Origin of the sequence: Primorskyibacter sp. S87, assembly GCF_049801055.1 — a bacterium.
Lineage (GTDB): Bacteria > Pseudomonadota > Alphaproteobacteria > Rhodobacterales > Rhodobacteraceae > JBNAGF01.
The window spans coordinates 266,525-292,806 of record NZ_JBNAGF010000002.1; the positions used below are offsets into that span (position 1 = coordinate 266,525).

Annotated in this window: 25 protein-coding genes and 2 tRNA genes; 15 read left to right on the forward strand and 12 right to left on the reverse strand. The window is 59.0% G+C overall.

The genetic code is table 11. The features are described 5' to 3' along the window. Positions 1-143: 143 nt before the first annotated feature. Positions 144-314: a hypothetical protein gene (locus tag ACP15U_RS04770; protein ID WP_425043995.1), complete on the forward strand. Its 171-nt coding sequence runs from the start codon at positions 144-146 to the stop codon at positions 312-314. 32 nt (positions 315-346) lie between these two features. On the opposite strand, the gene ACP15U_RS04775 is transcribed toward ACP15U_RS04770, so the two are convergent. From ACP15U_RS04775 to ACP15U_RS04800, 6 genes are all read right to left on the reverse strand, one after another. After that, positions 347-421, reverse strand: a tRNA-Glu gene (locus ACP15U_RS04775). A gap of 44 nt (positions 422-465) precedes the next feature. Further along, positions 466-540: transfer RNA gene (locus ACP15U_RS04780), tRNA-Glu, on the reverse strand. Positions 541-643: 103 nt separating this feature from the next. Continuing rightward, positions 644-2,383, reverse strand: a complete 1,740-nt coding sequence (gene recJ / locus ACP15U_RS04785) for a single-stranded-DNA-specific exonuclease RecJ (protein ID WP_425043996.1) — start codon at positions 2,381-2,383, stop codon at positions 644-646. 138 nt (positions 2,384-2,521) lie between these two features. Continuing rightward, entirely contained in the window at positions 2,522-3,493 is a 972-nt protein-coding gene (gene glpX / locus ACP15U_RS04790; protein WP_425043997.1) for a class II fructose-bisphosphatase, read from the reverse strand. Between the two features lie 84 nt (positions 3,494-3,577). Continuing rightward, positions 3,578-4,864, reverse strand: coding sequence for a homoserine dehydrogenase (locus tag ACP15U_RS04795; protein WP_425043998.1), 1,287 nt, complete (start codon positions 4,862-4,864; stop codon positions 3,578-3,580). Between the two features lie 103 nt (positions 4,865-4,967). Beyond that, a complete protein-coding gene (locus ACP15U_RS04800; protein WP_425043999.1) occupies positions 4,968-5,264 on the reverse strand; it encodes a hypothetical protein in 297 nt (98 codons plus the stop codon). Between the two features lie 188 nt (positions 5,265-5,452). Between ACP15U_RS04800 and ACP15U_RS04805 the strand changes: the two genes are divergently transcribed. Then, positions 5,453-6,040, forward strand: a complete 588-nt coding sequence (locus ACP15U_RS04805) for a TetR/AcrR family transcriptional regulator (RefSeq protein ID WP_425044000.1) — start codon at positions 5,453-5,455, stop codon at positions 6,038-6,040. Positions 6,041-6,086: 46 nt separating this feature from the next. On the opposite strand, the gene ACP15U_RS04810 is transcribed toward ACP15U_RS04805, so the two are convergent. After that, positions 6,087-6,998 (reverse strand): pirin family protein, encoded by a 912-nt coding sequence (locus ACP15U_RS04810; RefSeq protein WP_425044001.1) that lies wholly within the window; start codon positions 6,996-6,998, stop codon positions 6,087-6,089. 161 nt (positions 6,999-7,159) lie between these two features. Here ACP15U_RS04810 and ACP15U_RS04815 point away from each other — a divergent pair, with 161 nt between their 5' ends. Further along, positions 7,160-8,377: an adenylate/guanylate cyclase domain-containing protein gene (locus tag ACP15U_RS04815; protein ID WP_425044002.1), complete on the forward strand. Its 1,218-nt coding sequence runs from the start codon at positions 7,160-7,162 to the stop codon at positions 8,375-8,377. A gap of 126 nt (positions 8,378-8,503) precedes the next feature. Further along, the gene (locus ACP15U_RS04820) at positions 8,504-8,998 is read left to right on the forward strand and encodes a hypothetical protein (protein WP_425044003.1); all 495 of its coding nucleotides are present in this window, start codon (positions 8,504-8,506) and stop codon (positions 8,996-8,998) included. Between the two features lie 32 nt (positions 8,999-9,030). On the opposite strand, the gene ACP15U_RS04825 is transcribed toward ACP15U_RS04820, so the two are convergent. Genes ACP15U_RS04825 through ACP15U_RS04835 form a run of 3 tightly spaced genes read right to left on the reverse strand, consistent with a single transcriptional unit; the run spans position 9,031 to position 11,718 of the window. Then, complete coding sequence (locus tag ACP15U_RS04825) at positions 9,031-9,585, reverse strand: TadE/TadG family type IV pilus assembly protein (protein WP_425044004.1); 555 nt, start codon at positions 9,583-9,585, stop codon at positions 9,031-9,033. 4 nt (positions 9,586-9,589) lie between these two features. Further along, complete coding sequence (locus ACP15U_RS04830) at positions 9,590-10,126, reverse strand: TadE/TadG family type IV pilus assembly protein (RefSeq protein ID WP_425044005.1); 537 nt, start codon at positions 10,124-10,126, stop codon at positions 9,590-9,592. After that, positions 10,123-11,718, reverse strand: coding sequence for a pilus assembly protein TadG-related protein (locus tag ACP15U_RS04835; protein WP_425044006.1), 1,596 nt, complete (start codon positions 11,716-11,718; stop codon positions 10,123-10,125). Before ACP15U_RS04835 ends, ACP15U_RS04830 begins: the two co-directional genes overlap by 4 nt. A gap of 332 nt (positions 11,719-12,050) precedes the next feature. Between ACP15U_RS04835 and ACP15U_RS04840 the strand changes: the two genes are divergently transcribed. The 8 genes from ACP15U_RS04840 to rpoD all read left to right on the forward strand — a co-directional run bounded on the left by ACP15U_RS04840 (position 12,051) and on the right by rpoD (position 23,245). Further along, the gene (locus ACP15U_RS04840; protein ID WP_425044007.1) at positions 12,051-13,481 is read left to right on the forward strand and encodes a Glu/Leu/Phe/Val family dehydrogenase; all 1,431 of its coding nucleotides are present in this window, start codon (positions 12,051-12,053) and stop codon (positions 13,479-13,481) included. A gap of 220 nt (positions 13,482-13,701) precedes the next feature. Further along, positions 13,702-14,955 (forward strand): sarcosine oxidase subunit beta family protein, encoded by a 1,254-nt coding sequence (locus ACP15U_RS04845; RefSeq protein WP_425044008.1) that lies wholly within the window; start codon positions 13,702-13,704, stop codon positions 14,953-14,955. Positions 14,956-15,015: 60 nt separating this feature from the next. Further along, a complete protein-coding gene (locus ACP15U_RS04850; protein WP_425044009.1) occupies positions 15,016-15,288 on the forward strand; it encodes a sarcosine oxidase subunit delta in 273 nt (90 codons plus the stop codon). Beyond that, a complete protein-coding gene (locus ACP15U_RS04855) occupies positions 15,285-18,218 on the forward strand; it encodes a sarcosine oxidase subunit alpha family protein (RefSeq protein ID WP_425044010.1) in 2,934 nt (977 codons plus the stop codon). The genes ACP15U_RS04850 and ACP15U_RS04855 overlap by 4 nt, the downstream gene beginning before the upstream one ends. Beyond that, positions 18,211-18,756: a sarcosine oxidase subunit gamma gene (locus ACP15U_RS04860; RefSeq protein WP_425044011.1), complete on the forward strand. Its 546-nt coding sequence runs from the start codon at positions 18,211-18,213 to the stop codon at positions 18,754-18,756. The genes ACP15U_RS04855 and ACP15U_RS04860 overlap by 8 nt, the downstream gene beginning before the upstream one ends. A 36-nt stretch (positions 18,757-18,792) precedes the next feature. Continuing rightward, positions 18,793-19,098 (forward strand): hypothetical protein, encoded by a 306-nt coding sequence (locus tag ACP15U_RS04865; RefSeq protein WP_425044012.1) that lies wholly within the window; start codon positions 18,793-18,795, stop codon positions 19,096-19,098. An 85-nt stretch (positions 19,099-19,183) separates the two neighbouring features. Further along, complete coding sequence (dnaG, locus tag ACP15U_RS04870) at positions 19,184-21,139, forward strand: DNA primase (RefSeq protein WP_425044013.1); 1,956 nt, start codon at positions 19,184-19,186, stop codon at positions 21,137-21,139. Between the two features lie 114 nt (positions 21,140-21,253). Continuing rightward, entirely contained in the window at positions 21,254-23,245 is a 1,992-nt protein-coding gene (rpoD, locus tag ACP15U_RS04875; protein WP_425044014.1) for an RNA polymerase sigma factor RpoD, read from the forward strand. 17 nt (positions 23,246-23,262) lie between these two features. On the opposite strand, the gene ACP15U_RS04880 is transcribed toward rpoD, so the two are convergent. Then, the gene (locus tag ACP15U_RS04880) at positions 23,263-23,760 is read right to left on the reverse strand and encodes a hypothetical protein (protein ID WP_425044015.1); all 498 of its coding nucleotides are present in this window, start codon (positions 23,758-23,760) and stop codon (positions 23,263-23,265) included. A gap of 268 nt (positions 23,761-24,028) precedes the next feature. Between ACP15U_RS04880 and ACP15U_RS04885 the strand changes: the two genes are divergently transcribed. Together ACP15U_RS04885 and ACP15U_RS04890 are read left to right on the forward strand one after the other, a co-directional pair. Then, entirely contained in the window at positions 24,029-24,430 is a 402-nt protein-coding gene (locus tag ACP15U_RS04885; protein ID WP_425044016.1) for a hypothetical protein, read from the forward strand. 26 nt (positions 24,431-24,456) lie between these two features. Then, positions 24,457-24,873: a secondary thiamine-phosphate synthase enzyme YjbQ gene (locus tag ACP15U_RS04890; protein WP_425044017.1), complete on the forward strand. Its 417-nt coding sequence runs from the start codon at positions 24,457-24,459 to the stop codon at positions 24,871-24,873. On the opposite strand, the gene ACP15U_RS04895 is transcribed toward ACP15U_RS04890, so the two are convergent. Further along, complete coding sequence (locus ACP15U_RS04895) at positions 24,861-25,523, reverse strand: 5-formyltetrahydrofolate cyclo-ligase (RefSeq protein WP_425044018.1); 663 nt, start codon at positions 25,521-25,523, stop codon at positions 24,861-24,863. The two genes, ACP15U_RS04890 and ACP15U_RS04895, sit on opposite strands and share 13 nt — an antisense overlap. A 227-nt stretch (positions 25,524-25,750) precedes the next feature. On the opposite strand from ACP15U_RS04895, the gene nrdR reads away from it, so the two are divergent. After that, entirely contained in the window at positions 25,751-26,221 is a 471-nt protein-coding gene (gene nrdR, locus ACP15U_RS04900) for a transcriptional regulator NrdR (protein WP_425044019.1), read from the forward strand. The last annotated feature ends 61 nt before the right edge of the window (positions 26,222-26,282 follow it).

A 26,282-nucleotide genomic window follows, 5' to 3' on the forward strand; every position in this document is an offset into this window, starting at 1 on the left:
CAAAAGACGAATTTCCAATCTCGGAGCCCGGTAGATGATCGGGCCGTCGGACGGCAGGCGTTTCTGGCGGTAGTCACTAATTTCAGTTTGACAATTCCGGCCCGACCTGTCGAAAACGAGGTGGAATTGGAAAAAGGTGAAGCATGTTCAGCGAGTTTGTATGGTTCCTGATCGGGATTCTCGTGGTTGGCATGCTCAGCCTTGGGTATTTCAAGAAGGGTAGTGGCGGGCTGATCGCCGTGGCCATTGTTATCGGCGTTCTTGCGCTGATTTTCGTCTATACCAACGGGTACCTCGGAGAACCGCCGAAGTGATCGGGGCACGTGCTTGATTGGTTGGTGGTGGATGGCAGCCCGTAGGGGAATCGAACCCCTCTTTCCAGGTTGAAAACCTGGCGTCCTAACCGATAGACGAACGGGCCATGGCGCAGTGCGCAGGGGGCGCTCCGGCAGGAGCATGCTTCGGTGGCAGCCCGTAGGGGAATCGAACCCCTCTTTCCAGGTTGAAAACCTGGCGTCCTAACCGATAGACGAACGGGCCATGCCGAAGCGTGAGGCGGTATTTAGGCAATGCGCCTTCAGGGCGCAAGCGGAAACTTCACAAGTTTGACGATTTTTGCCCCGGCGAAAATCGTCGTTCCCGTTCAGGCTTCGGCTACGTCATCGACGCGCAATTGCACGCTTTGCCGGCCACCCCAGCGGTTGATTTCCAGTCGACCGGCAAAGTGGAACCGCGCACCGCCATGTTCGGTCAGGCGTGGCCCAATCGGACCATCAAATGCACCGAAAGCAATGGCGTCGATGCCGCCCGACATCCCATCCGAAAGCGAGAGTTTCAGGTGCGTGTCCCCGACGCGCTTGGCAAAGCGGACCTGCAGGTCAGGCAGGGCGTAACGCGGGGCTGGGGCACCGGCTCCGAACGGCCCGGCCTGTTCGATCTGTTCGATCAATTCGACGGTCGCAGCACCTGGCATCATCGCACCGTCCAGCCGCAGATCGGCTGGTCCGCCTGTGCCAGCCCCTTGTTTTGCGAGCAATTCCGAAAGCCGTGACATTGCTGCCTCCAGCTTGTCTTTCATCACGGTCAGGCCCGCGGCCATCTTGTGCCCACCGCCCTTGACCAGAAGCCCCTCGGCGGCCAGCCGCTGAATTGCTGCGCCCAGATCCACCCCGGCCACCGAACGCCCCGAGCCCTTGCCTTCGTCGCCATCAAATCCGATGACGATCGCCGGGCGATTGGCGGTCTCTTTCAGGCGCGAGGCCACAATACCGACCACACCGGGATGCCAGCCTTCGCCGGCGGCCCAAACCAGCGGCGAGCTCAGCCCACGGGTTTCTGCCTGATCCAAAGCGGCGGCCCGGACCGCATTCTCGATCTCCCGCCGCTCACTGTTCAACTGATCCAGCTTTTCCGCCAACGCCTTAGCTTCGTGTTGGTCTTCGGTCGCCAGCAATCTTGCGCCAAGATCGGCCTGGCCGATCCGACCCCCGGCATTGACCCGAGGTCCCAGCAGGAAGCCGAGATGGTAGGATGTCGGAGCCGTATCCATCCGCGCTATGTCCGACAAGGCCACGAGTCCCGGTCTCTGTCGCGCGGCCATGACCTTGAGCCCCTGTTGTACCAGTGCCCGGTTGGCCCCGGTCAAAGGCGCCACGTCCGCCACCGTGGCCAAGGCAACCAGATCCAGCAGTGACATTAGATCCGGACCCTTTGACCCGCCCTCACGCAGTTGTCGACCCGCTTCCACCAGCATGAGAAAGACCACGCCGGCGGCGCAGAAATACCCCAGATCACCGCTTTCGTCCTGCCGGTTCGGGTTCACCACCGCAACGCAATCGGGCAGGGTTTCGCCGCCAAGATGATGATCCAGCACAATTACGTCAGAACCGCTGGCCGCCGCGATCGGGCCATGGCTCAACGTGCCGCAATCAACACAGATAATGAGATCATGGGATGCGGCCAGTTCCTGCATAGCAGGTTCGTTCGGCCCATAGCCCTCATCGATCCGATCCGGAACATAGAGCGTTGCCGGCAGACCCATCTGCCTGAGCCAGACCAGCAGAAGCGCCGCCGAGGAACCGCCATCCACGTCGTAGTCAGCAAACACGGCAATCCGCTGCCGCTTGCGCACAGCCAACAGGAAACGGGTGGCGGCCTTTTCCATGTCCCGCATCGTTCTGGGATCCGGCAGAAGATCCTTGAGGCGGGGGGTCAGAAATGCTTCTGCCTCGTCGGACGCAACGCCACGACGGGCCAGAACCTGGCAAACTGCAGCTGGCAGGCCGGTGCGCTGCGTCATCGCTTCGGCGGCTCTTTCGATTTCAACCGAAGGCCCTAACCATCTCCGTCCTGTCAGTGATTGTTCGACGCCCAGAAAATTCAAACTGTCACCCCCTGCAATCCGGATGCAGAAAGGCCGGACCCCACTGGATCCGGCCAATCATCGAAACTCAAAACCCGCGCGTTCACCTTTTTAGGAACGGCGACCCGAAAGCGGGGATGGCTGCAAACCAGCAGCGGTTCAGACCGGAGTGCGATAGCTCATCCGTCGGACCGACCCGGTTTTCGAACGCATTAGCAGCGTGGTGGTTTCCAGCCAGCCGGGTTCGCGCTTGATGCGCGGCAGAAGCGAACCACCGGTGACGCCGGTTGCGGCAAAAATCACGTCCTGTGTCACCATTTCATCCCGCGCATAGATCCGGTCGAGATCCGTGATACCGGCCTTGGTGGCACGGCCGCGTTCGTCATCGTTGCGGAACAACAAGCGGCCGAAAATCTGTCCGCCCATGCATTTCAGCGCGGCGGCGGCCAAAACACCTTCGGGGGCGCCACCTTGGCCCATATACATGTCGATGCCGGTAATCTCACTTTCGGCACAGTGCATGACGCCAGCCACATCGCCGTCGGTGATCAGTCGGATGGAGGCGCCTGTTTCGCGCACTTCGGCGATCATTGCTTCGTGTCGGGGGCGTTCAAGGATACAAACCGTTATGTCCGATGTTTCGCAGCCCTTTGCCTTGGCTAGCGCTTCGACGCGCTCGCGTGGGCTCATGTCAAGGGAAACAACTCCGTCTGCGTAGCCTGGCCCGATCGCCAGCTTGTCCATATAGACATCGGGGGCGTGCAGCATGGATCCGCGCGGCCCCATGGCAATCACGGTAAGGGCATTGGGCATGTCCTTGGCGGTCAGCGTGGTGCCTTCGAGCGGGTCCAGAGCGATATCGACACCGGGGCCGTCACCGGTTCCGACTTCCTCGCCGATGAAAAGCATCGGTGCTTCGTCACGTTCGCCTTCGCCGATCACGACGACGCCGGCAATGTCCAGCAGGTTCAGCTGTTCGCGCATGGCGTTGACGGCGGCCTGATCGGCGGCCTTCTCATCGCCGCGCCCGACCAGAGTGGCCGATGCCAACGCCGCCTGTTCGGCCACGCGGGCCAGCCCGAGGGAAAGCATGCGGTCGTTGAAGGCGGCGTTGGATGAAGTCGTGGTCATTTGAAAGATCCTATTCAGAAATCCGGCGTTCCAATGGGCATACCCCGTGCCGCCGATTGGCTGCAAGGGGCGAAGGCGTCTGTGTCAGACAGTTTCGATGCGCAATGCGACCGCAGGGCCGGCCACGACATCGGTGTCGGAAAACGCCTCGAGGGCTACGTCGAGCGCCTGTCGAGTTGTCTTGTGAGTGACGATCAGAACCGGCGCTGTGGCTTCGTCGTGGCCATACTGGCGCATGCGGTCGATCGAGACCCCCGCATCGCCGAGGATAGAGGCTACCTTGGCCAGAGCGCCGGGCTTATCGGCAAGGTTCATGCGAAGATAGTAGGGGGCGGGCAGCCCCGAGCTGGCCGGTGCAGCCCGGGTCAGGCCGGTTGCCGGCTGTCCAAAGGTCGCAAGGCGCAAACCACGAGCCAGATCGCAGATGTCACCCAGAACGGCGCTGGCGGTGGGGCCTTCGCCGGCACCCGGACCGCGCAGGACAACCTGTTCGACCGCATCGCCTTCGATCACCACCATGTTGGTGCCGCCTTCGAGCTGCCCAAGCGCCGAGTCTCGCGGTACGAGACAGGGTTTCATGCGCTGTTCCAGCCCGCGCGGTGTCGGTCGTGCCACGCCCAAAAGTTTGATGCGGTAACCCATGTCGGCGGCCTGGCGAATGTCTTCCAGTGTGATGTGCTGGATTCCTTCCAGCTCGACCGCGTCGAAATTGGGCTGTGTCCCAAAGGCGATGGCCGCAAGGATCGCCAGTTTGTGCGCCGCGTCGATGCCTCCGACGTCGAGATTCGGATCCGCTTCGAGATAGCCCAGTTCGGCACATTCGTCGAACAACGCGTTATAGCCCAGCCCACGCGCCTCCATGTTGGTCAGAATGTAATTGCAGGTGCCGTTCATCACACCCATCACGCGGGTGATTTCGTTTCCGGCCAGACCTTCGGTCAGTGCTTTGATGACAGGGATGCCGCCAGCAACGGCGGCTTCGTAGCGGATCACGCGGCCTGCGGCCTCGGCGGTCTCTGCAAGTGCCTGACCATGAATGGCCAGCAGTGCTTTGTTGGCGGTCACCACATCCTTGCCCGCCGCAAGAGCGGCCTCGATCGCGTCTTTGGCGGCGCCCTCAGACCCGCCCATGAGTTCGACAAACACATCCACGTCATCGCGGGTTGCCAACGCCACCGGGTCGCTTTCCCAGTCGAAACCCGACAGCGACACACCGCGGTCCTTGCTGGCGTCGCGGGCCGACACGGCGGAAATGACAATCGGCCGACCCGTCCGGGCCTTCAGCAGGTCTGCCTGTCGCCGGATGATCTTGACCACGCCGATGCCGACAGTGCCCAATCCCGCTATTCCGATGCGCAGAGGCTGTGTCATGGCGTGGTCCTTGTTGCTGCCCGTAATACTGTTTGCCGACGCGGTCGATACTGCCCCGGCTCAGCGTGCCTTAGCCGGTTAGGAGAGCAGGTGCAACGGAGCTTTAGCCCGAGACGCCCTGTTGCATGCGCAGACGTGTTTCCTCGTCGACGGCCTCGGTTTCGTTCAGCGCCTTTGCCCGGTTTTGCAATCCGTCCCGGCGGGCGGTGAGGGAGTCTTCAAGCTCTTGCGCCTCGTCCCCTTTTGGTGACTGCGCCTTCAATGCCTGATCCAACGGCACAAGTGCGGGGTATTTCGCGTTGCGCAGGTCATCTGTCAGACGCTCCTGCAGCTCCGGCACATTGGTGCAGGCGGCCAATACCACGAAAAGGCTTGAAAGGAACAGAAGAGGCGGACGCATGTGGATTCGGCGGCAATGAACGTGATGAACTGGTTTCGTGATGCACGTTTCACAGCAATCGTGCAAGCGGCGGAGACTGTTTCGTTCATTTTGTATCGCGCCGCGCGCGCAAAACCCCCTGCAGGATCGGCGGTCAGAGCGAACATGCGGGGTTTTATGTGAACGTTTGTTCAGATAACTTTCCTGTCATGGCACGTACCCAAGGCTCTCATTCCGATATCACCGGCCCGCGGATCAGGCGCGAGTCCCTGAGGCTGTTTGCTCAACACGGCTTTGCCGCTGTGTCGATGCGCCAGATCGCCAAGGAAGTGGGTGTTCAGGCCGGGGCCCTCTACAATTACATCCCCGACAAGCAAAGCCTGCTGTTCCACCTGATGGAAGCCCATATGGAAGAGTTACTGGCAACATGGCGTGCTGAAGAGTTGCCGGATAGCCCGCTGGAAAGATTGCGGAAATTTGTCGGTTTTCACATCAGATTTCATCTGGGGCGGCCTGACGAAGTCTTCATTGCCTATATGGAGCTGCGAAATCTCTCGCCCGAGAATTTCCGCACCATTGAGGCGTTGCGAAAGCAGTATGAAGACGCATTGGAGGATATTCTTCGACGCGGGGTCGAAGCTGGGCAGTTTGCAGTTCCCGATACAAAGATCGCGACGCTGGCGGTGATTGCCATGCTGAACGGGGTGAACACCTGGTATCGCAGCGGCGGAAGGTTGTCGCTGGATGAGGTTGAAACCATTTATTGGGACATGGTGCGCAAGGCCGTTATCATCTGAACGACCTTGCTTAATTTTAATATCTTACGCGGCATTGGTGATGTGATCAATGGGCGGGCTTGATGAACGTCCCGTTGCGCAGTTCACGAAAGGCCTGCAACAGTTCGGCCTGCGTATTCATCACAATCGGTCCATGCCACGCAACCGGTTCGGCGATGGGTGCGCCAGAGATCAGCAGAAACCGTACGCCTTCAACTCCGGCCTGAACGGTGATCTCATCCCCTGTGCCGAACCGTACCAGAGTGCGATTGCCGGACATGTCCCTGATATTCACCTCTTTCCCGGCAACTTCCTTTTCAAGCAGGATGCCAGTTGGGTCCGAGGCGTTGGCAAAGGCGGCTTCACCTTCGAAAACATACGCGAATGCACGGCGGTAAGTATCGATCTTGAAGCGCTTGCTGACCCCGGCAGGAACGTGGATGTCGAGGTATTGCGGGTCAGACGCGATACCGTCCACCGGGCCGGTTTTGCCCCAAAACTTGCCAGTGATTACCTTTACGCGTGTGCCGTCATCGTCAATCACCTCGGGAATATCGGTGCCCCGGACATCCTGATATCGCGGCGCGGTCATCTTTTGTGCTGAAGGCAGGTTGCCCCAGAGCTGGAACCCATGCATCTGCCCTGAGGCGTTCCCGTGGGGCATTTCCTGATGAAGAATGCCCGATCCCGCTGTCATCCACTGGACGTCACCTGCACCAAGTGTGCCACTGTTGCCCAGTGAATCGCCGTGCTCAACCGTGCCGGACAGAACATATGTGATGGTTTCGATGCCCCGATGAGGATGCCACGGGAAACCTTTCAGGAAATCCTCGGGGCGATCATTTCGGAAATCATCGAACAGCAGAAAGGGGTCCAGTTCCGAGGGATCCTGAAATCCAAAGGCCCGATGCAGATGCACACCTGCGCCTTCGATGGCCGGGGTTGCGGCGCGTGTTTCCAGTACTGGTCTGAGGGACATTGTTTTCCTCCTGACATTGACGTTGAGCTCAATATAGATGGTGCAGTTCTGCCTCCAACTCGCGTGATCCAACTGTTGATGTGCAAAATTGCACGAAAATGCTGGCACTTCCCGGTTAACGATGCTGGCACGGGACAGCTCCGATCGCCTAGTCTTGAGGGATGAGCGACATATCGGATTTCCTAAACCACCTGCCGGCGGATCGCGCGCGGACCGCATTCGATCTGGTGCACTACATGCTGGGCAAGGCGCTGAAATCCGAAGATGCAGACGAAGTTCTGACCGAAATGGCGGAACGCATCGGCAGAGCTGGTGTGCCATTGGACCGGGCGACATCAATTGTTCCACTGCTTCATGCCGAGGCGGTGGCCAGTGCGCGTTTCTGGGAACGCGGTTCCGGCGCAAGGTCGTACCTGTTTCCGTATACCCCTGAAAGCGGTGACGGATATGCGCATTCGCCGGCAGCTGTTGTGCACGAAACCGGAGAGTGGGTGCGGCTTTGGCTGCCGGAAACACCGGATGATACCTATGGCATCGTGCCCGAGCTAAAGGAGGCTGGGTACACCGATTATCTGATGGCACCGGTCTTTATGAAAAGCGGGATGGCCGGCACATTCAGCTTTGCTACAAGGGCGCCCAACGGGTTTTCGGACGAAGATCTGGCCTTTCTGAGGCTTGTGTTTCCGGCGCTTGCCGGTGCGCAGGACATCCTTGCAACCACCCGGGCGATGCAAGAGGTCATGCGCATGTATGTCGGAGCCGAGCCGCAGCGACGCATTCTGTCAGGCGACGTGCATAGGGGTGAGGTCATGCGCATACGTTCGGCCATCCTGTTTGCGGACATGCGCCGGTTCACCGAACTGACGGTCGACATGAGTGCCGAAGAGGCGACACAACTGCTGAATGCCTATTACGACTGCATCGTTCCGCCGATCGAAGAGGCAGGTGGTGAAGTGCTCAAGTTCATCGGTGATGGTATACTGGCCATTTTCCGCGCTGAGGGGGCAGGGAACGTGGCTTGTTTTAAGGCGATTCAGGCTGCGCAGGAAGGTTTGGACCGTGTCGCCCACAGAAACGGTTCACCCAGTTTCGACGTCGGGATCGCCTTGCATCTGGGTGAGGTGGCCTATGGCAATGTCGGGTCCGGGTTGCGCTTGGATTACACCGTAATCGGGCGCGACGTGAACCTTGCGGCGCGGGTTGCCGGATTGTGCGGAACCCTTGGTGAGCCATTGCTGGTGTCCGACACCTTTCGCGGCCGGATTGCGGATGCTGGCAAAAAAACGTCGGGCGGCCCGGTTTCGGTTTGGTCGGTGGGGGTTCATGCCCTCAAAGGGTTGCACACACCGCTGGAAGTGTTCGCCGTGGCGGTGCCCTAGCAGCAAGGCCCGTCGGAGCTTTGGTTCAAGCGTAAAAAGCCCGGCCTTCAGAGCTGCGCGCTTTGGGCTGTTCGGTCTCGCAGATTCGCGCTAAACGCGGCGGGAAGCCGACGAACGGAGTGGCGGATGCAGGACGGAACCGAGAACGAAATTCTGGCCACGGTCGAGGCTTCGGTGCCGCGGCGCTGGTTCGCGATGGCCATGCTGGTCGGACTGGGGGCGACATCGCTGTATGTTTCTTTCTCTACTCCACCCGCCTTGGGCTGGCAGCTGTTTCTGATCGCGGTGGGCGTGATCTCGCTCTGGGCCGCGATGCGCTTGTGGCAGGCAACCTCCCTGCGCATTGAACTGACCGATACCGAGTTGCGCTGCAGCGACGGAACCATGATCGCCGAAGTTGCTGACATCGTAGCGATGGACAGAGGCTTTTTTGCCTTCAAACCTTCAAACGGCTTTTTGATCAAAACCGGGTCCGCTTGCGGCGCACGCACATGGCGCCCCGGGCTTTGGTGGCGCATGGGTCGCAGGATCGGGATCGGCGGGGTGACCCCGGGATCTCAGACCAAGTTCATGTCTGAAACGATCGCGGCGATGATGGCAAAAAGAGACGGGGCGTTCTGACGCCCCGCCGCTGATAGGAAATCAGTTTTCAATCAGACGCTGCCGGCGATCTCGTTCGTGAAGCGCGGGCGGGTAAAGATAAAGTTTTCCAGCGGAATATCGTCGATGCCAACCTTGTAGGGCGGCACAAAGATGTTGCGCGTCTCCACCAGGATCAAGGTGTCTTCGTCCGGCATCGGCGGCAGATCGTCACGCAGATCCACCACAAGCTCGTCGGTCAGTTCGATGGTATAACCACCGCGGACGGTCGACCAGCGCACCGTATGCTCATCGCGGTCTTCGTCATACCGGATCAGTGAGATCCGCATGCTGACGCCCGTTTCGTTGCGCACCATCAGACCGAACAGCTCGTGCATCGAGTCGATGAAAGTGTCGTCAACGGTCCGGGTCTCTCGTGAGATCAGGTCGCCGATCGTATAGGCGGCCTTGAGATTCGAGGCGCTCTGACGGTAGCCGTCGAAATAGGTGTAACAGGCCATAAGAGACCAAAGCAGCATCGGAAAGGTGATCAGGGCCTCGACGGCGATCGAGCCTTCGGTGTCCTTGCCGAAACGGAACAGGCGGGTTTTCAATCTATGCAAAAACATGGGATTACTGCGGTTCCTGAACGAATACGGTTGTGGCGGTCAGAGCATACTGACCGTCGACATTGTCACCCAACGTTTTGCCGAGCCCGGTTGTCGGGAAGACCGGGTTGATCTTGGCGCAGGCGCGCAGGACCATCAGTTCGTTACTCTGCCCGTTTTCGAAGGATCTCACCGGCTTGACCTCCTCCGAGGTGTCGGTGCAGTCCGGCTCGTCCGGAAGGGCCACGCCGACGAACGGGTCGAGGCGGATCATCTCCAGTTTGAGGTTCGAGTTGCAGTCGCGGATGAACCCGGCACGGTCACAGATGGTGGTTTTCAGTTCATCATGCTGCTGAACTGCACCAGTGCTCAGGCGAATGTCCCTGACAGTCAGATCCACCGCACGTTCCAACATCGCGTGGTTCAGCGAGACAAAGGCCAGTTCGATACCCGAGAGCATCAGGACCATCAGACCAGGAAAGACGATCACGAATTCGATCGTGGCGGTGCCGGTCTCGTCGCGGCGGAACCGGCGGGCGAAGGATGCGATGCGGCGTATCATTGGGTCAGCCTCAGTTTGCGGATCGACGACGCGATGGATTCAAAGGCGGATATGATGTCCAGGCCTTCTACATCATATACGTGGCTGTCAGAACTCGCGCAGTCTTTCAGAGTTCTGTAGCCTGTGCGCGGGGCTTCGAATGCAACCGTGTAGACGATAATCCCTTCGTCTTTTGCGGCATCGCAGACGTGCTTGGTGCGCTGGTTTTTTGCCGAGGTTTCCTTTTTTGAGAAAGCGGAGGAAAACCTGCCCCAGCTGCTGTTGGTGAACTGGTAGAGATAGTCCGAGAAAAAGCGGATCGAAGCACGGTTGAACAATTCGGGATAGGTCAGGCGCACGGCGTTCCCGGGCTCTTCCGACTCATCACCGTAGGGATGATCCGTCCATTCTTCAGTTTCGGGCCAGAAGTAATTCGGGTTCCCGTTCGACTTATAGACCGTGTAGCGATCAGAGGTTGCGTTGTACCAGACATCGGACATGCCTTCCCTCAGAGATGGGTTGAGCATGTACTGGTCGGTATTCTGGCCGTCTGACATGACCACCATGATTTTCAGCACGTCGGCGTCATAATTTGATGGGCGACCTTCGAACTTGTTGTCGATTTCACCTTCGGCAATGAGATCCGTAACCACAGATTGGGTGCCGGGATCCAAAAGAACGGTTCCCCATTTGGTTCCGATATCAATCGAAGTGTTCCCTTGAGCGCTCATCGCATCGATGTGGTTGTGAAGGACGATGCGATTGTCTGTCAGCGGGAGAATGTCCGAGCCGGCCCGAACAGGGCAAACAGGGATTGGAATCGTGCCATCCTCATAGGACCAAGGGTCGAAATGCATCGTCCGCTCGAGAATTTCATCCCGTTCGAGGTCAGGCTTGCTGAACTGATTGTCATTGAAATTGACGCAGTAAGAGTAGTCGTGCTCCTGGGTCGCGTTGTATTTATCCAGCAGGCTTTCACCCGCGTTCACCTGTGTGGCGTAAGGAATGATAGAGATCGAAACCGCGCCCGGTTCGGTGCTGTCGAGCAACGTGTCGACGAATTCCTTCGCGGCAACTTTCAAGTTGTCCAACCGGCTGTATCTGCGCATTGAGCCCGATACATCCAGCACCAGCGAGATCTCGACTGCGCCGATGCTTTCCTCGGCGGTGCTGGCCGCCGGTGCGGTCAGTGTGTCGACACCGGACATGTGCATGAACTGGGTGGGGATCTCGGTTTCGGCGGTGGCGGAGACCTTCCGGTAGCCAAGATTCTGTGTCACCTCGATGTTGGAGAGGTACTGCAGCAGGTTGGCTTTCTCGAGGTAGGAGCGCACCACATCTTCCGGGGTGGCCCGCTGGTCGAGGTCGGCCGCGGCCAGAACGGCGCGGTCCATGGTATACTGCAACGAGGCGCGGTCACGTTCGAACCGCATCAGGTCGACGCCGATGCCACCGATCGCAAGTATGATCAGGAAAAGGAAAAGGGAAAGCACGGTGAATGTGCCGGATTCGTCGCGGGCAAAACGGGTCAGCCACGCCAGCTGAATTTTATCCGCATACTCTGCGTTACCTGAGGCGTTGCGACGGTTGGAACGGTCGAAATCTCTAAACATCTCTTACCTTCCTCTCCCTCTGGGGCAGACCCGCAGGAAGACACTAATGGACGCACCAGATATGACGGCTGAACGTGGCAGGAATGGGGCGGAAACGGTTCAAAACGGGGCGGATTGCCTATAAATTAGGGACATTTGCGCCGTTGCAGTGCGGGTTGTTTTCGCCGGGCGAACAATGCCGTCGAATCGCCACGCTTCGACCTTTTCGAATTCGAAAGAATGAATGCGGCGGTCCGATGCTAAAAAAGGTCGCACTTGTTAAGCGAACGGTCATAGTGTGGCGCAGACCATGTCGTCAAAGGGCGAGTCGCGAATGACCAGGGAGGTTGCAGATGGCCCCGATCAACGAGCCGAGTTTCCGTCAGAGTGTGGATCTCATGTTCAACCGGGCGGTCGCCCTGATGGATCTGCCACCGGGACTGGAAGAGAAGATCCGTGTGTGCAACGCCACCTATACAGTCAGGTTCGGCGTGCGTCTGAGAGGACAGATTCAGACGTTCACCGGATATCGTTCGGTCCATTCGGAACATATGGAGCCGGTCAAGGGCGGCATCCGGTATGCGCCGTCAGTCAATCAGGACGAGGTCGAGGCTCTGGCCGCGCTGATGACCTATAAATGTGCGCTGGTCGAAGCGCCGTTTGGCGGCTCCAAGGGCGGGTTGTGCATCGATCCCCGACAATACGATGACTACGAACTGGAGATGATCACCCGCCGGTTTGCCTATGAACTGGCCAAGCGTGACCTGATCAACCCGTCGCAGAATGTTCCGGCGCCGGATATGGGGACCGGCGAAAGGGAAATGGCGTGGATCGCGGACCAGTATGCGCGAATGAACACCACGGACATCAATGCCCGCGCCTGCGTAACCGGCAAACCGTTGAATGCCGGTGGTATCTCGGGAAGGGTCGAGGCGACCGGGCGGGGCGTTCAGTATGCTCTTCGTGAATTCTTCAGGGACCCGAGAGATATGGAGCAGGCCGGGCTGACCGGAACACTCGAAGGTAAGCGGGTCATCGTTCAGGGGCTAGGCAATGTGGGCTATCACGCGGCAAAGTTCCTGAGCGAAGAGGATGGCGCGCTGATAACCGGTATCATCGAACGGGACGGGGCGCTGCTCAATCCTGACGGGATCGATGTGGAGGCGGTGCATCACTGGATCGTCAAACATGGCGGCATCACGGGTTTTCCCGACGCAACGCACATGGCTGAGGGGGCCGAGGTGCTCGAAGAAGAGTGCGATATCCTCATTCCTGCTGCGCTCGAAGGCGTGATCAATCTGTCCAACGCCGCTAAGATTCAGGCACCGCTGATCATCGAAGCTGCAAACGGGCCCGTCACCGCCGGCGCCGACGAAGTCCTGCGCAAAAAGGGAACAGTGATCATTCCGGACATGTATGCGAACGCCGGTGGTGTGACAGTGTCCTATTTCGAATGGGTCAAGAACCTGTCGCATATCCGGTTTGGCCGGATGCAGCGGCGTCAGGAGGAGGCGAGGCACCAGCTGGTCGTCGACGAACTCGAACGGCTTGACAGATACCTCGGTGACGCATGGTCGATGACACCGAAGTTCAAGGATCGTTACCTGCGCGGAGCAGACGAGCTGGAGTTGGTCCGATCGGGGCTCGATGACACCATGCGGATTGCCTATCAGTCGATGCGGGAAGTCTGGCACAGCCGCGCGGATGTCGAGGATCTGCGCACCGCCGCCTATCTTGTCTCGATCGATAAAGTCTCAAAAAGCTATCGGGCCAAGGGCTTGTAGCCAAAACCGGCCCTCGGGTGGCAATTGGTTGTCGCCCGAGGCAGTGGGTCTGTTTCAACAGCATTTTCGCAACCAGGCGCCGCTCGGAACTTCGCGGCTGTGAGCCGTTTCTTTGCCCCTGTGGATCGAAACTGCAGAAAAGCATCGCAGGCGCCGGATGCGAGGTTGATACTGCCCGACGGTCTTGCTTCTATCGAAGGCGGGAGACAGGGGGATCGATATGCGGTTTTCGGGCCTGCGCGTTCTGAAAGAAGGGCTGACCGGCAACAAGGGTTGGCGGCCGCACTGGCGGGATCCGAGCCCGCGCTCGGAATATGATATCGTGATCATCGGTGGTGGTGGGCACGGTCTTGCGACGGCGTATTATCTGGCCAAGGAACACGGGCTAACCAATATTGCGGTGCTCGAAAAGGGGTATCTTGGCGGTGGCAACGTCGGGCGCAATACCACCATCGTTCGGGCCAACTATTTCCTGCAGGGGAACTCCGAGTTCTATTCTCATTCCTTGCGCTTGTGGGAGGGGCTCGAAAAGGATCTCAACTACAACGTGATGCATTCGCAGCGCGGGATCATCAACCTGTTCCACTCGGATGGCCAGCGCGATGCCATGGCCCGGCGCGGGAACATGATGCTGAGCCAGGGCGATGATGCGATCCTGCTGGAACGCGACGAGTTGAAGAAGATGCTGCCTTTCCTCAACTACGACAATCTGCGCTTTCCCATCTATGGCGGTCTCTATCATCCCCGCGGAGGGACCGCGCGGCATGACGCGGTGGCCTGGGGCTATGCGCGGGGTGCAGATCAGCGTGGGGTTGATCTGATCCAGAACTGTGACGTCACCGGGATCGACATCGAGCAGGGCAAGGTCAGGGGGGTGCAGACGTCACGCGGCCCGATCCGGGCAAAGAAGGTGGCCATGGTCGTCGCGGGCCGGTCTAGTCAGGTGGCAGAGATGGCCGGAATGCGTCTGCCGATCGAAAGCACGGTGCTGCAGGCGTTTGTGACCGAGGGGCTCAAGCCCTGCCTGGATCATGTGGTCACATTTGGCATGGGACATTTCTATATCAGCCAGTCCGACAAAGGCGGGCTGGTGTTCGGGGGGGATATCGATTTCTACTCCTCTTATGCGGCCCGCGGCAATCTGCCGACGGTGGAGCATGTGATGGAGGCCGGTATGGCGATGATGCCGATGATCGGCAAGGCGCGCGTTTTGCGCAGTTGGGGCGGGATCATGGACATGTCGCCGGACGGGTCTCCGATCATCGATCACACAGGGATAGATGGGCTCTATGTCAATTGCGGCTGGAACTACGGTGGCTTCAAGGCCGTGCCGGCGTCGGGCAATTGTTTTGCCCATCTGATTGCAACCGACCGACCGCATGGTGCTGCAACGCGGTTCCGGCTTGACCGGTTCCGCAGCGGTGTCGGTGTGATGGATGAAGAGGGCAAAGGCTCTCAACACAATCTGCACTAGGAGCGAGGGGCAGATGTCGGAACAGTATTCGGTGGAAAAGACGAAAAGGGGGGCGGGCGTATGAGGTTGAACTGTCCGCTATGCGGCCCCCGTGACCGCCGCGAATTCTATTGCAAGGGCGCCGCATTGCCGCGACCGGCTCCGGACGGCGATGCCGCGGAGTGGGACGCCTATGTTTTCCTGCGCGAGAATCCCGCCGGCGAGACCCGCGAGCTGTGGTATCATTCGGGCGGATGCGGCAGCTGGCTTGTCGTGACGCGGAATACGGTCAGCCATGATGTGATCGACGTTGCGTTTGCCGACGCTGAACCAGGCGGGGGGGCAGGCACATGAGGGTTTCCGGCAAAGGCCTGATCGACCGCAGAAAATCCATTCCGTTCACGTTTGACGGAAAGCGGCTTGCCGGTTTCGAGGGTGATACGCTTGCTTCGGCCTTGCTGGCCAATGACGTGCGCTTGGTGGGGCGGTCATTCAAGTATCACCGACCTCGAGGCATTCTGACGGCGGGCAGCGAGGAACCGAATGCGCTGGTGACGGTGGGAATCGGCCCGGCACAGGATCCGAATGTGCGTGCGACCACGCAAGAGATCTATGCGGGATTGGAGGCCCAGAGCCAGAACCGATGGCCGTCGCTCGAATGGGATCTGCTGTCGGTCAATGACCTGGCGGCTCCGTTCCTCGGGGCTGGTTTCTACTACAAGACTTTCATGTGGCCGCAAAGCTTCTGGGAAAAACTATATGAGCCGGCAATCCGGCGCGCCGCAGGTCTGGGTGCCCTGTCCGGTCAGTCTTCGGGTGAGCGGTATGAAAAGGCTTATGCGTTTTGCGACCTGCTGGTGATCGGATCAGGGCCAACGGGCCTGATGGCGGCGCTGACCGCGGCCCGGGCCGGTGCCGACGTGATCTTGGCCGATGAAGATCACAGGATGGGTGGGCGCTTGCTTGCCGAAACCTACGAAATAGATGGTCAGCCGGGGCACCAGTGGGCTGACGGGGTGCTTGATGAGTTGGCGGCGCTGGAGAACGTCAGGCTGATGCCGCGTACCACGGTCTCGGGTGCCTATGATCAGGGAACCTTCGCTGCTTTGGAACGGGTGTCGCACCATACCGGCGCACGCGCTTTCGGAGCTCCGCTGGAGACATTCTGGCGGATCGTTGCCCGTCGTGCCGTGCTTGCCTCCGGAGCGCTGGAGCGGCCAATAGCTTTTGGCAACAACGACCGGCCCGGCATCATGGCGGCCGGAGCGGTTCGGGCGTATCTCAACCGCTGGGGAGTCAGCCCCGGCAAGCGGATCACCGTGTTCGGCAACAATGACAGCGCTCACCGCACGGCCCATGACATGGCGGCCGCAGGCATTCACGTTGCAGCCCTGATCGACAGCCGCAGCGACGCGCCGAATTCGGATGCGTTTCCGGTTTACCGCGGCGCGCAGGTTTGCGGCAGCTCGGGACGCCGCGGATTGGAGAGCATCACCGTCCGCCGGGTCGGCGGCGAAGAAAAGATCCAGACGGATTGTCTGGCCATGTCGGGCGGGTGGAACCCATCTCTGCACCTGACCTGCCACATGAACAGCCGGCCTCAATGGCGACGGGATCTGGCAGCTTTTGTTCCGACCCCCGGCGCTGTGCCCGGGCTTGATGCCGCCGGGGCCGCCAACGGCGTGTTTTCGACAGCAGGTTGCCTGCGTGAAGGGGTGGAGGCCGCCGGCCGGGCCTTGGATGATCTCGGGCTCAAGATGCCCAAGATCGATCCGCCCGAAGCCGAAGATGACGAATACCGCGTTGCCCAGCTGTGGGCAGTTCCCGGGAGGGGGCGGGCGTGGCTCGATTTTCAGAACGATGTGACCGTGAAAGACGTCAAGCAGGCAGCAGTCGAGAACTTCCGTTCTGTAGAGCATATGAAGCGCTACACCACACAGGGCATGGCCACCGATCAGGGCAAGAGCTCGAACGTTGCGGCGCTGGCCGTGCTCGCCGATGCCACGGGGCGAGGTATATCCGAAACCGGGACAACCACGTTCCGGCCGCCCTATAGTCCTGTGCCCATCGCAGCCATGGGCGCCGGTGGAGAGGGCAGGAGTTTCGCCCCCGAACGGTTTACTACATCACATCGGGCAGCAGAGGCTCGCGGTGCGCCAATGATCGAAGCCGGGCTCTGGTATCGGCCCAGCTATTTTCCGGAGGCCAATGAAACCAACTGGCGCGAGAGCTGCGATCGCGAAGTTGGTTATGTGCGCCATGCCGTCGGAATCTGCGATGTTTCCACGCTTGGAAAGATCGATATCCAGGGGCGCGATGCCGGACAATTCCTTGATTTCGTCTATTCGAACAGGTTTTCGAACCTCAGGGCAGGCCGTGTTCGCTATGGCTTGATGCTGCGCGAAGACGGTTATGTCATGGATGACGGCACCACGGCGCGTCTGGGCGAGAACCACTTTGTCATGACCACGACAACCGCTGCCGCTGGCGAAGTGATGCAGCATCTTGACCACGCTCAACAGGTGCTGCGCCCGGAATGGGACGTGCGCTTTGCCTCGATCACAGAACAATGGGCGCAATTTGCCGTTGCCGGCCCAAGATCGCGGGACTTGCTGAACGAGCTGCTGGACAATCCGCTGGACGATGGTGAATGGCCCTTTATGGCCTGCGGAGAGGTTAGGGTGCACGGTGTTTCAGCCCGCCTGTTCCGGATATCCTTTTCCGGCGAACATGCCTACGAAATCGCTGTCCCGGCGCGGTTCGGTGCCAGTCTGTTCGGGATCCTGACCAAGATGGCCGAGGCGCTGGGCGGCGGGCTATACGGGATGGAGGCGCTGAACGTTCTGCGGATCGAAAAGGGGTTCATCACCCATGCCGAAATTGACGGCCGCGTGGCGGCGTTTGATCTGGGAATGGCGGGGATGGTGTCCGCCAAAAAGGACTGTATTGGCAGGACGCTGTCGCAAAGGCCCGGGCTGCAGGATCCCGCGCGCGAACGTCTGATCGGGCTGAAACCGGTCGGGGCCGTTCAGCAACTGCTGGCTGGTGCGCATCTATATAACAAGGATGACCCGGCACAACGGATCTATGATCAGGGTTACGTTTCTTCGGTCTGCCATTCTCCGACATTAGGTCACATGATCGGGCTCGGGTTCCTGACACATGGACCGGAACGGATTGGCGAAGTGATCCGAATGGTGGACGGATTGCGCGGGGTGGAAACCCTGTGCGAGGTAACGGGACCGGTGTTCTTCGACCCCGAGGGAGGGCGTGTGCGTGGATAAGCTGGTTGCCAGAACGCCCGGTGAGGGGATGTTGCCTCTGACCATCGGAAAGATGGATGTGAAAGAGGTGGATCCGGGGACAATGACGGCTCTTCTGCCGTTCAATGAAAAAGAGGCGGTATTGTCGACGGCCTTGGAGCAGCTTCACGGAATGAGCTTTCCAGCCCCTAACCGGGCGACCGGAAAACAGGGAGCCCGCGCGATATGGTTCGGGCGCGGGCAGGCGATGCTGCTCGGGCCGGAACCGGACACGTCGCTGGCGGATCACGCCGCTTTGGTTGATCAAAGCGACGCCTGGGCAGTTGTCGACCTGAACGGCGATGGTGCAGTGGACGTTTTGGCCCGTCTTGTTCCGGTTGATCTGCGTCAGCCGCATTTCCGGCGCGGACACACAGTGCGCAGTCAGTTGGGGCACATGACCGCTTCAATTACGCGACTGGGAGACGAGCGGTTCCGGATCCTTGTGTTCCGCTCCATGATCGGAACTTTGATACATGATCTTAAAACGGCGATGGAAGCCGTCGCCGCACAAGGTTAATCTGCGCGTGTTAACTGATTCCGGAGTCTGCCGCTGATGATCCGTTCCGTTTTGTTCGCCGCCCTAATTTCTGCCCCGGCGTTACCCGTTCTCGCCGCCGACAGCAAAGCGCAGAGTTGCCAATATCAGGCTCAGGTTGTTGCCGCGATCCAACAGGCCCGGCTCGACCGGGTAAAGGAACGCGGGGTGCCCGATGCCATTGCCGCCACCAATCCGGCATGGCCGGACAACTACAACAAGGCAATCCCTCTCATGACGCCCTGGGTCTATGAGCAGAAGATGAAGGATATCCGGACAAAGGATCTTTCGGCCGCGTGGCTGGAGCTGTGCCTGAAACAGTAAAAACCGCCGGAACCTGCCGGCTCAAGATGCCCCGGTTTCGCACCGGGCGCTTGGCCTTTCCGTCCCGATCTGCCAGAGTTGTACAATGTCTCTGCCCCCCGGATTTCTGGATGAACTGCGCAGCCGTGCCAGCCTTTCACAGGTTGTCGGGCGCAAGGTCATGTGGGACATGCGCAAATCCAATCAGGGCAAGGGAGACATGTGGGCGCCTTGCCCCTTCCACCATGAAAAGACGGCGTCGTTTCACGTCGATGACCGGAAAGGCTTTTATTACTGCTTTGGCTGTCACGCCAAGGGCGACGCCATCGGCTTTATCAAGGACAGCGAGAATGTCTCGTTCATGGAAGCCGTAGAGATCCTCGCGCGCGAGGTCGGCATGACCATGCCCGCCCGCGATCCGAAAGCGCAGCAGAAACAGGACCGCAGGACGCAGCTAGCCGAGGTCATGGAGCAGGCGGTGCAGTATTTCCGTCTGCAGCTGAACACCGGAGCAGGCGCGGCGGCACGGGATTATGTGGCCCGGCGCGGGTTGGCCGGCCCGGCATTGGAACGTTGGGAGATCGGCTTTGCACCGGAAGGCTGGCAGAACCTGTGGGACCATTTGCGTGGCAAGGGAGTTGCCGAAGACCTGATCCTTGGCGCGGGTCTGGCCAAGCCGTCGAACAAGGGTGGCAAGCCCTACGACTCTTTCCGCAACCGGATCATGTTCCCCATCCGGGACGCTCGCGGGCGATGTATTGCCTTTGGCGGTCGGGCGATGGATCCGAATGACAATGCGAAATACCTCAATTCGCCCGAGACCGAGTTGTTCGACAAGGGGCGCAGCCTCTACAACCACGGCCCCGCGCGCGCGGCGGCGGGGCAGGGCCAGCCGCTCATTGTCGCCGAAGGTTACATGGATGTGATTGCATTGGCTGAGGCCGGTTTTGGCGCAAGTGTTGCACCGCTAGGCACTGCAATCACCGAACCGCAGCTGCAACTGATGTGGCGGATCGCCGATGAACCGGTCATCGCGCTGGATGGTGATGCAGCCGGGCTGAGGGCAGCAATGCGTGTGATCGACATCGCGTTGCCGCTGCTTGAGGCGGGAAAGTCGGTCCGTTTCGCTCTGATGCCCGAAGGCAAGGACCCCGACGATCTGATCCGGGCCGAAGGGTCAGCAGCGGTTCAGAAGGTTTTGGATCAGGCAATACCAATGGTGCGATTGCTCTGGCAGCGTGAGACTGAAGGCAAGGTTTTTGATAGCCCGGAGCGCAAGGCCGCATTGGACAAAGCTTTGCGCGAAAAGATCAAGCTGATCCGCGATCCGTCGATCCGCAGCCATTACGGGCAGGAAATCAAGGATCTGCGCTGGCAGCTGTTCCGTCCGCAGCGACCTGCGAAACAGGGCAGACAGAGCGCTCGGCGGATGAACTGGCAGGCCGAACGGGCGCCGGCGACACAGGGCGTGAAATCTTCGCTTTTGGTCGCTGGGGACGAAGAGGCCCGGAACCGGATGCGCGTGGCGGTGATACTGGCCTCGGCAATTGCGACGCCGCAGGTGATCGTCGAATTCGAACACAAGCTCGAAGAGATTTCCTGCTCGGACCCGGATCACGCCTTGCTGCGTGATCTGGTTCTGCGGGAAGGAATTGCGGCACCAGAGACACTTCGCGAACGAATTGATCAGGCTCTTGGCCCCGAAACCCTTGAAAACCTGCATGCCCTTCGCCATGTGGCCATCAGCCCCTGTGTGCGCAGACCCGGCGACGAAGACCTGGCCCGAATGACCTTGGCCGAAGAACTCGCGAAACTCGACGCGCACCGAGGATGGCAAGCAGAGATCGCTGAAGCTCAGGAAGAGTTTTCAGAAGCGAAAGATGAAGCGTTCACTTGGCGACTGGGACAGGCTGCCGAGGCGTTGAACCGTGCGACCCGCAGCGAGAACGAAGAAAAGACGATCTACGACACCGGGGACAATGGTGCGCGAATCAATCGTGAGGAACGCGAGAAGCTGGATGCGCTTCTGGAGAAGATCTCATACAACAAAGGGCAAAAATAATACCTTTTGCTAAGGAACCGGTAGAAAAAAACGGGTAAACGGGTGGCCGAATCAATTCTTCGCGCTAATGATTCGGTCTTACCGAATCGCCCCCAGCCCATGCAGGAGCACTGAATGGCCGCCAAGGACAACACAGACGACCGCAAGCCCGACGATCAGGAACAGGAAATCTCGCTCGACATGAGCCAGGCTGCGGTCAAGAAGATGATCGCCGAGGCCCGCGAGAAGGGCTATATCACATACGATCAGCTCAACCAGGTGCTGCCGCCCGATCAGGTCAGCTCGGAGCAGATCGAGGACGTCATGTCCATGCTCAGCGAGATGGGCATCAACATCATCGAGGACGAAGAGGCCGAAGAGGAAGAGCAGAAGGGCTCGACCGAACTGACCACGACCGAGAGCAACCGTGAGGTTACTGTCGCCTCGGCGCAGACCGAAAAACTGGATCGGACCGACGACCCCGTGCGGATGTACCTGCGCGAGATGGGCAGCGTCGAATTGCTCAGCCGCGAAGGCGAGATTGCGATTGCCAAGCGGATTGAAGCTGGCCGGAACACGATGATTGCCGGGCTGTGCGAAAGCCCACTGACCTTTCAAGCGATCACCATCTGGCACGACGAACTTTTGTCCGAGGACATTCTTCTGCGGGATGTGATCGACCTCGAAGCCACCTTCGGTAACCAGATGGACGAAGACGGCGACGTGGAAGAACCGGTGGTGGATACCAGCACCGTTCAGGCCGCCAAGCCGGCCAACAAGGACGAAAGCCCCGAGCTGGATGCCGACGGAAATCCGATTGCTCAGGATGATGATGACGACGAAGACGATCAGGCCAACATGTCGCTGGCCGCGATGGAAGCCGCGCTCAAGGATCAGGTGCTGACCACGCTAGAGCGGATTTCCACCGACTTTTCGATGCTCTCCGAAATGCAGGACAGCCGGATCTCGGCCACGCTGAATGAGGATGGATCGTTCAGCGAAAAGGACGAGGCGACCTATCAGGCGCTGCGCTCCGAGATCGTTGAACTGGTGAACGGCCTGCACCTGCACAACAATCGTATCGAGGCGCTGATCGACCAGCTTTACGGTATCAACCGGCGGGTCATGCAAATCGATAGCCAGATGGTCAAGCTGGCCGACCAGGCCCGCATCAACCGTCGTGAGTTCATCGATGCCTACCGTGGCCGCGAGCTGGATCCGAACTGGCTCAGCGAAATGGCAGAAAAGCCGGGCCGCGGATGGCAGATGTTCATCGAGCGTTCGACAGAAAAGGTCGAAGACCTGCGGGCCGACATGGCACAGGTCGGACAGTATGTCGGTCTCGACATCTCGGAATTCCGCCGCATCGTTCAGCAGGTTCAGAAGGGTGAGAAAGAGGCGCGTCAGGCCAAGAAGGAAATGGTCGAGGCAAACCTGCGACTGGTGATTTCGATCGCCAAAAAATACACCAACCGCGGCCTGCAATTCCTTGATCTCATTCAGGAAGGCAATATCGGCCTGATGAAGGCAGTGGACAAATTCGAATATCGTCGCGGCTACAAATTCTCGACCTATGCGACGTGGTGGATCCGTCAGGCGATCACCCGTTCGATTGCGGATCAGGCGCGCACCATCCGTATCCCGGTGCACATGATCGAGACGATCAACAAGCTGGTCCGCACCGGACGCCAGATGCTGCACGAGATTGGCCGCGAGGCGACGCCCGAGGAACTGGCCGAAAAGCTGCAAATGCCGCTGGAAAAGGTCCGAAAGGTGATGAAGATCGCCAAGGAACCGATCAGCCTCGAAACGCCAATCGGGGACGAGGAAGACAGCCAGCTGGGCGATTTCATCGAGGACAAGAACGCTGTCCTTCCGTTGGATTCCGCCATTCAGGAAAACCTGAAAGAAACCACGACCCGTGTTCTTGCGTCACTGACGCCGCGGGAAGAACGCGTTCTGCGGATGCGGTTTGGAATCGGTATGAACACCGATCACACGCTCGAAGAAGTGGGCCAGCAGTTCAGCGTCACCCGTGAACGGATCCGGCAGATCGAAGCCAAGGCACTGCGAAAGCTGAAGCACCCCAGCCGCTCTCGCAAGCTGCGCAGTTTCCTCGATCAGTAAGAAGCCTTGCCTGAATCCTAGTTGGATTCAGGCGCTTCTTTGTCAATGTAGTCCAGTCCGTTTGCGACGAGATCTTTGGCTTCTTTGATTGCATCCTTCAAGCCCAACGCAGATTGAATTGAGCCAAGTATGGCATTCAAAACCTTGAACAAATACTTGATCGCTCTCCACACCCCGGCAACGAATTTTTCGCCCCAACTAACCAAAAGATATAGTTTTGCCCGAAGCATATTTCCAATGAGCCCGGCTTCGGAAAGGTTTTCCGGATTTACCTTTGCGACGTTTTCGCGACAACTCATTATCAACTTGTCAAACTCGCCGACCTCTTCTTCCCCGAAGGCTTTTTGCGTGTAGTTTCGGGCCTCGCCAACAAATTTGATATCATGCCCGAATGGCTTGTCGTGGAAAACAAGCGTCCTGAGGAAAGCTTGCGTTTGAACAAGCAGGTCATCTATCAGATCTTTGTCTGGTTTTTCAAAGTCAAATTGGAACGGGTTATTTGCTTCACCGAACATTGGCACAATCTCCCTGAAAAAGGGAGCATAATAGCCTAAAGTGGCGAAATCTGATAGCCGGTGCGAGATTGCACTAGAGATTTGAGCTAGCTGGCCGTGCGGCCAATCCTAAACAATTTTGATTGGCATCAACTCACTGCAAGTTAGAGGCATTTCTTCCATTGAAGGATTTTGTGGGGCCACGGGAAATACTTGACGGTGATTTCCTCTGTTATGGCAGGCATGACCGAGATAGGCTTGGGCCAACAGCATTTGGGGTAACCTGATCATGAAAAAGCAATCTTTCGCCGCCGCAATGTCGCTCCTTCTGGTATCGGTCACTCCGGCCGAGGCCTTCCGGTCTTTTAACGGCGCGCAGGTCAACCCGATCGACGACATTGTCTTTGAGGTGATCCCGAAAAACTCACCCCGCACCGGGGATATCTGGTGCGCGGCGTCCGAATATGCGCGCCGCGTGCTTGGTGCCGGTTGGCGCACCCGCGTTTACGTGGTGCAGGGGCAGGGAACCAGTGTGACGACGGGGCGGCGCACTGCGATTCAATTCACGATTTACCCGGACAAAGCAGGTGTGGTGCCGCTGGAGGGCGGTGTTCGCAGCGGGTTCCGACCCGGGGATAGCATGACCATCAGCAATGCCAACGGGAACTGTCGGCGTGATCCTGTCCGGTAATCGCGGTCAAGATTGAAGGCGCAGAGATGCAGACCGAGTTTGCAATCGCTACGACCGGGCCGGGCCTGTACGAGTTCACGCAAGAGGTTCGCGCATGGCAACGCGATCAGCAGATTTCGGACGGGGTGCTGACGCTCTTTGTCCGGCACACGTCTTGTTCCCTGTTGATCCAGGAAAATGCCGATCCCGAAGTCCAGGGCGATCTGCAGGCCTTTTTCCGGCGCCTTGTCCCGCCAACCAGTGATCCCGCCATGTCCTACATTCGCCACACGTATGAAGGCCCGGACGATATGCCTGCTCATATCAAATCCGCGATGATGCCGGTTTCTCTGACCATACCGGTGGCAGACGGGGAAATGGTTTTGGGCACTTGGCAGGGGATCTATCTATTCGAACATCGGGAAGCCCCGCACCGGCGTCGAGTAGCGGTTCACTTTTGCTGATCTGTATCGGTCTTGACCAAGATGGCGTGATCCATGGCGATGTCATGGGGAAGCGGGTAGATCGTTGGTATGCTCAGGAAGTCATAGCCGACGCCGATACAGATCGCTTTGGCTCTGTCATAGCGCAACGCCGCAAGGGTTCGGTCGTAGTATCCGCCGCCATTCCCAAGCCGGAACAGAGCGTTGTCCAACCCGACAACCGGGCTGATGATGACGTCCGGGCGCAACACGGGCTTGGATGCATTTGGCACGGGGATATTCCAGATGCCGCGTTCGCGGGGCGGCCCCCCGTCCCATAGCCGGAAGATCAACGGGGCAGATGTGTCCTGAACCACGGGCAACACGATCCGGGCTCCGAGGGTTCGCCACTGATCGGCCCAAATCCGCAGGTCCGGCTCGCCACGGATGGGCCAATAGACTGCAATTGTCAGATCGTCGGCAGAGTAACCGGACATGGACAGCCAGTCGTCGAGCCGTTGCCCCAATAGCTTGTCGGCAACACGTCTGGCGGCCACGGGCAGTGAGCGACGCAGTTCGACAAGACGCGCGCGTTCGGCCTTGCGCCAACTCATCACGTCGCGGCGGGTCGCAGCGTCGGGTTCAAGCAGGTGCGCAAAGCAGGGCGGTTCACCGCCGGTATCGGATGTCATGTCTTGTCCATGCTCCTTGGTGTTGGAAAGCGACCAGCACAGTGCGCCAAAGGGTGTTCGAGGACAAGATTGAGAGTTGTGCCAAGCAATTTCCGGCTTGCGTTTTCGGCTGTATCTAGCGTTTCAAATTCTCCTCTACCCAAACTCTAGAGGGTGCCCTATAGTTGTGGATAAGTGGAGCAGAGCCTCCACAATCAGAGGCGGATCAAGGGACGAGGAGACGGCGGATGCGCTGCCCGTTTTGCGGAAATATCGATACTCAGGTTAAAGATTCACGACCTGCAGAAGATCACGTGGCCATTCGACGGCGCCGGTTCTGTCCGGCCTGCGGCGGGCGTTTCACCACTTACGAGCGGGTGCAACTGCGCGATCTCGTTGTGATCAAGACTAATGGCAAGCGCGAAGACTTTGATCGCGACAAGCTTGAGCGGTCCATCCGCATCTCGATGCAGAAACGGCCGATCGATCCGGAGCGGATCGACCAGATGATCTCGGGGATCGTGCGTCGGCTCGAGAGTATGGGCGAAACCGACATCCCATCCAAGCGTATCGGCGAGATCGTGATGGAGGCGCTGGCTCGGATCGATACGGTGGCTTATGTGCGATTTGCCAGCGTTTACAAGAACTTTCAGGCCGCGGATGACTTCGAGGAATTCGTCAGTGAGCTTCGACCGCCGGTCGCCCCCAGCGAGGAATAATCGGAGCCGCACGCCGTGCCTGTATTCGAACCTGTATCCAAAAACGGGCCTGAGACGGGAG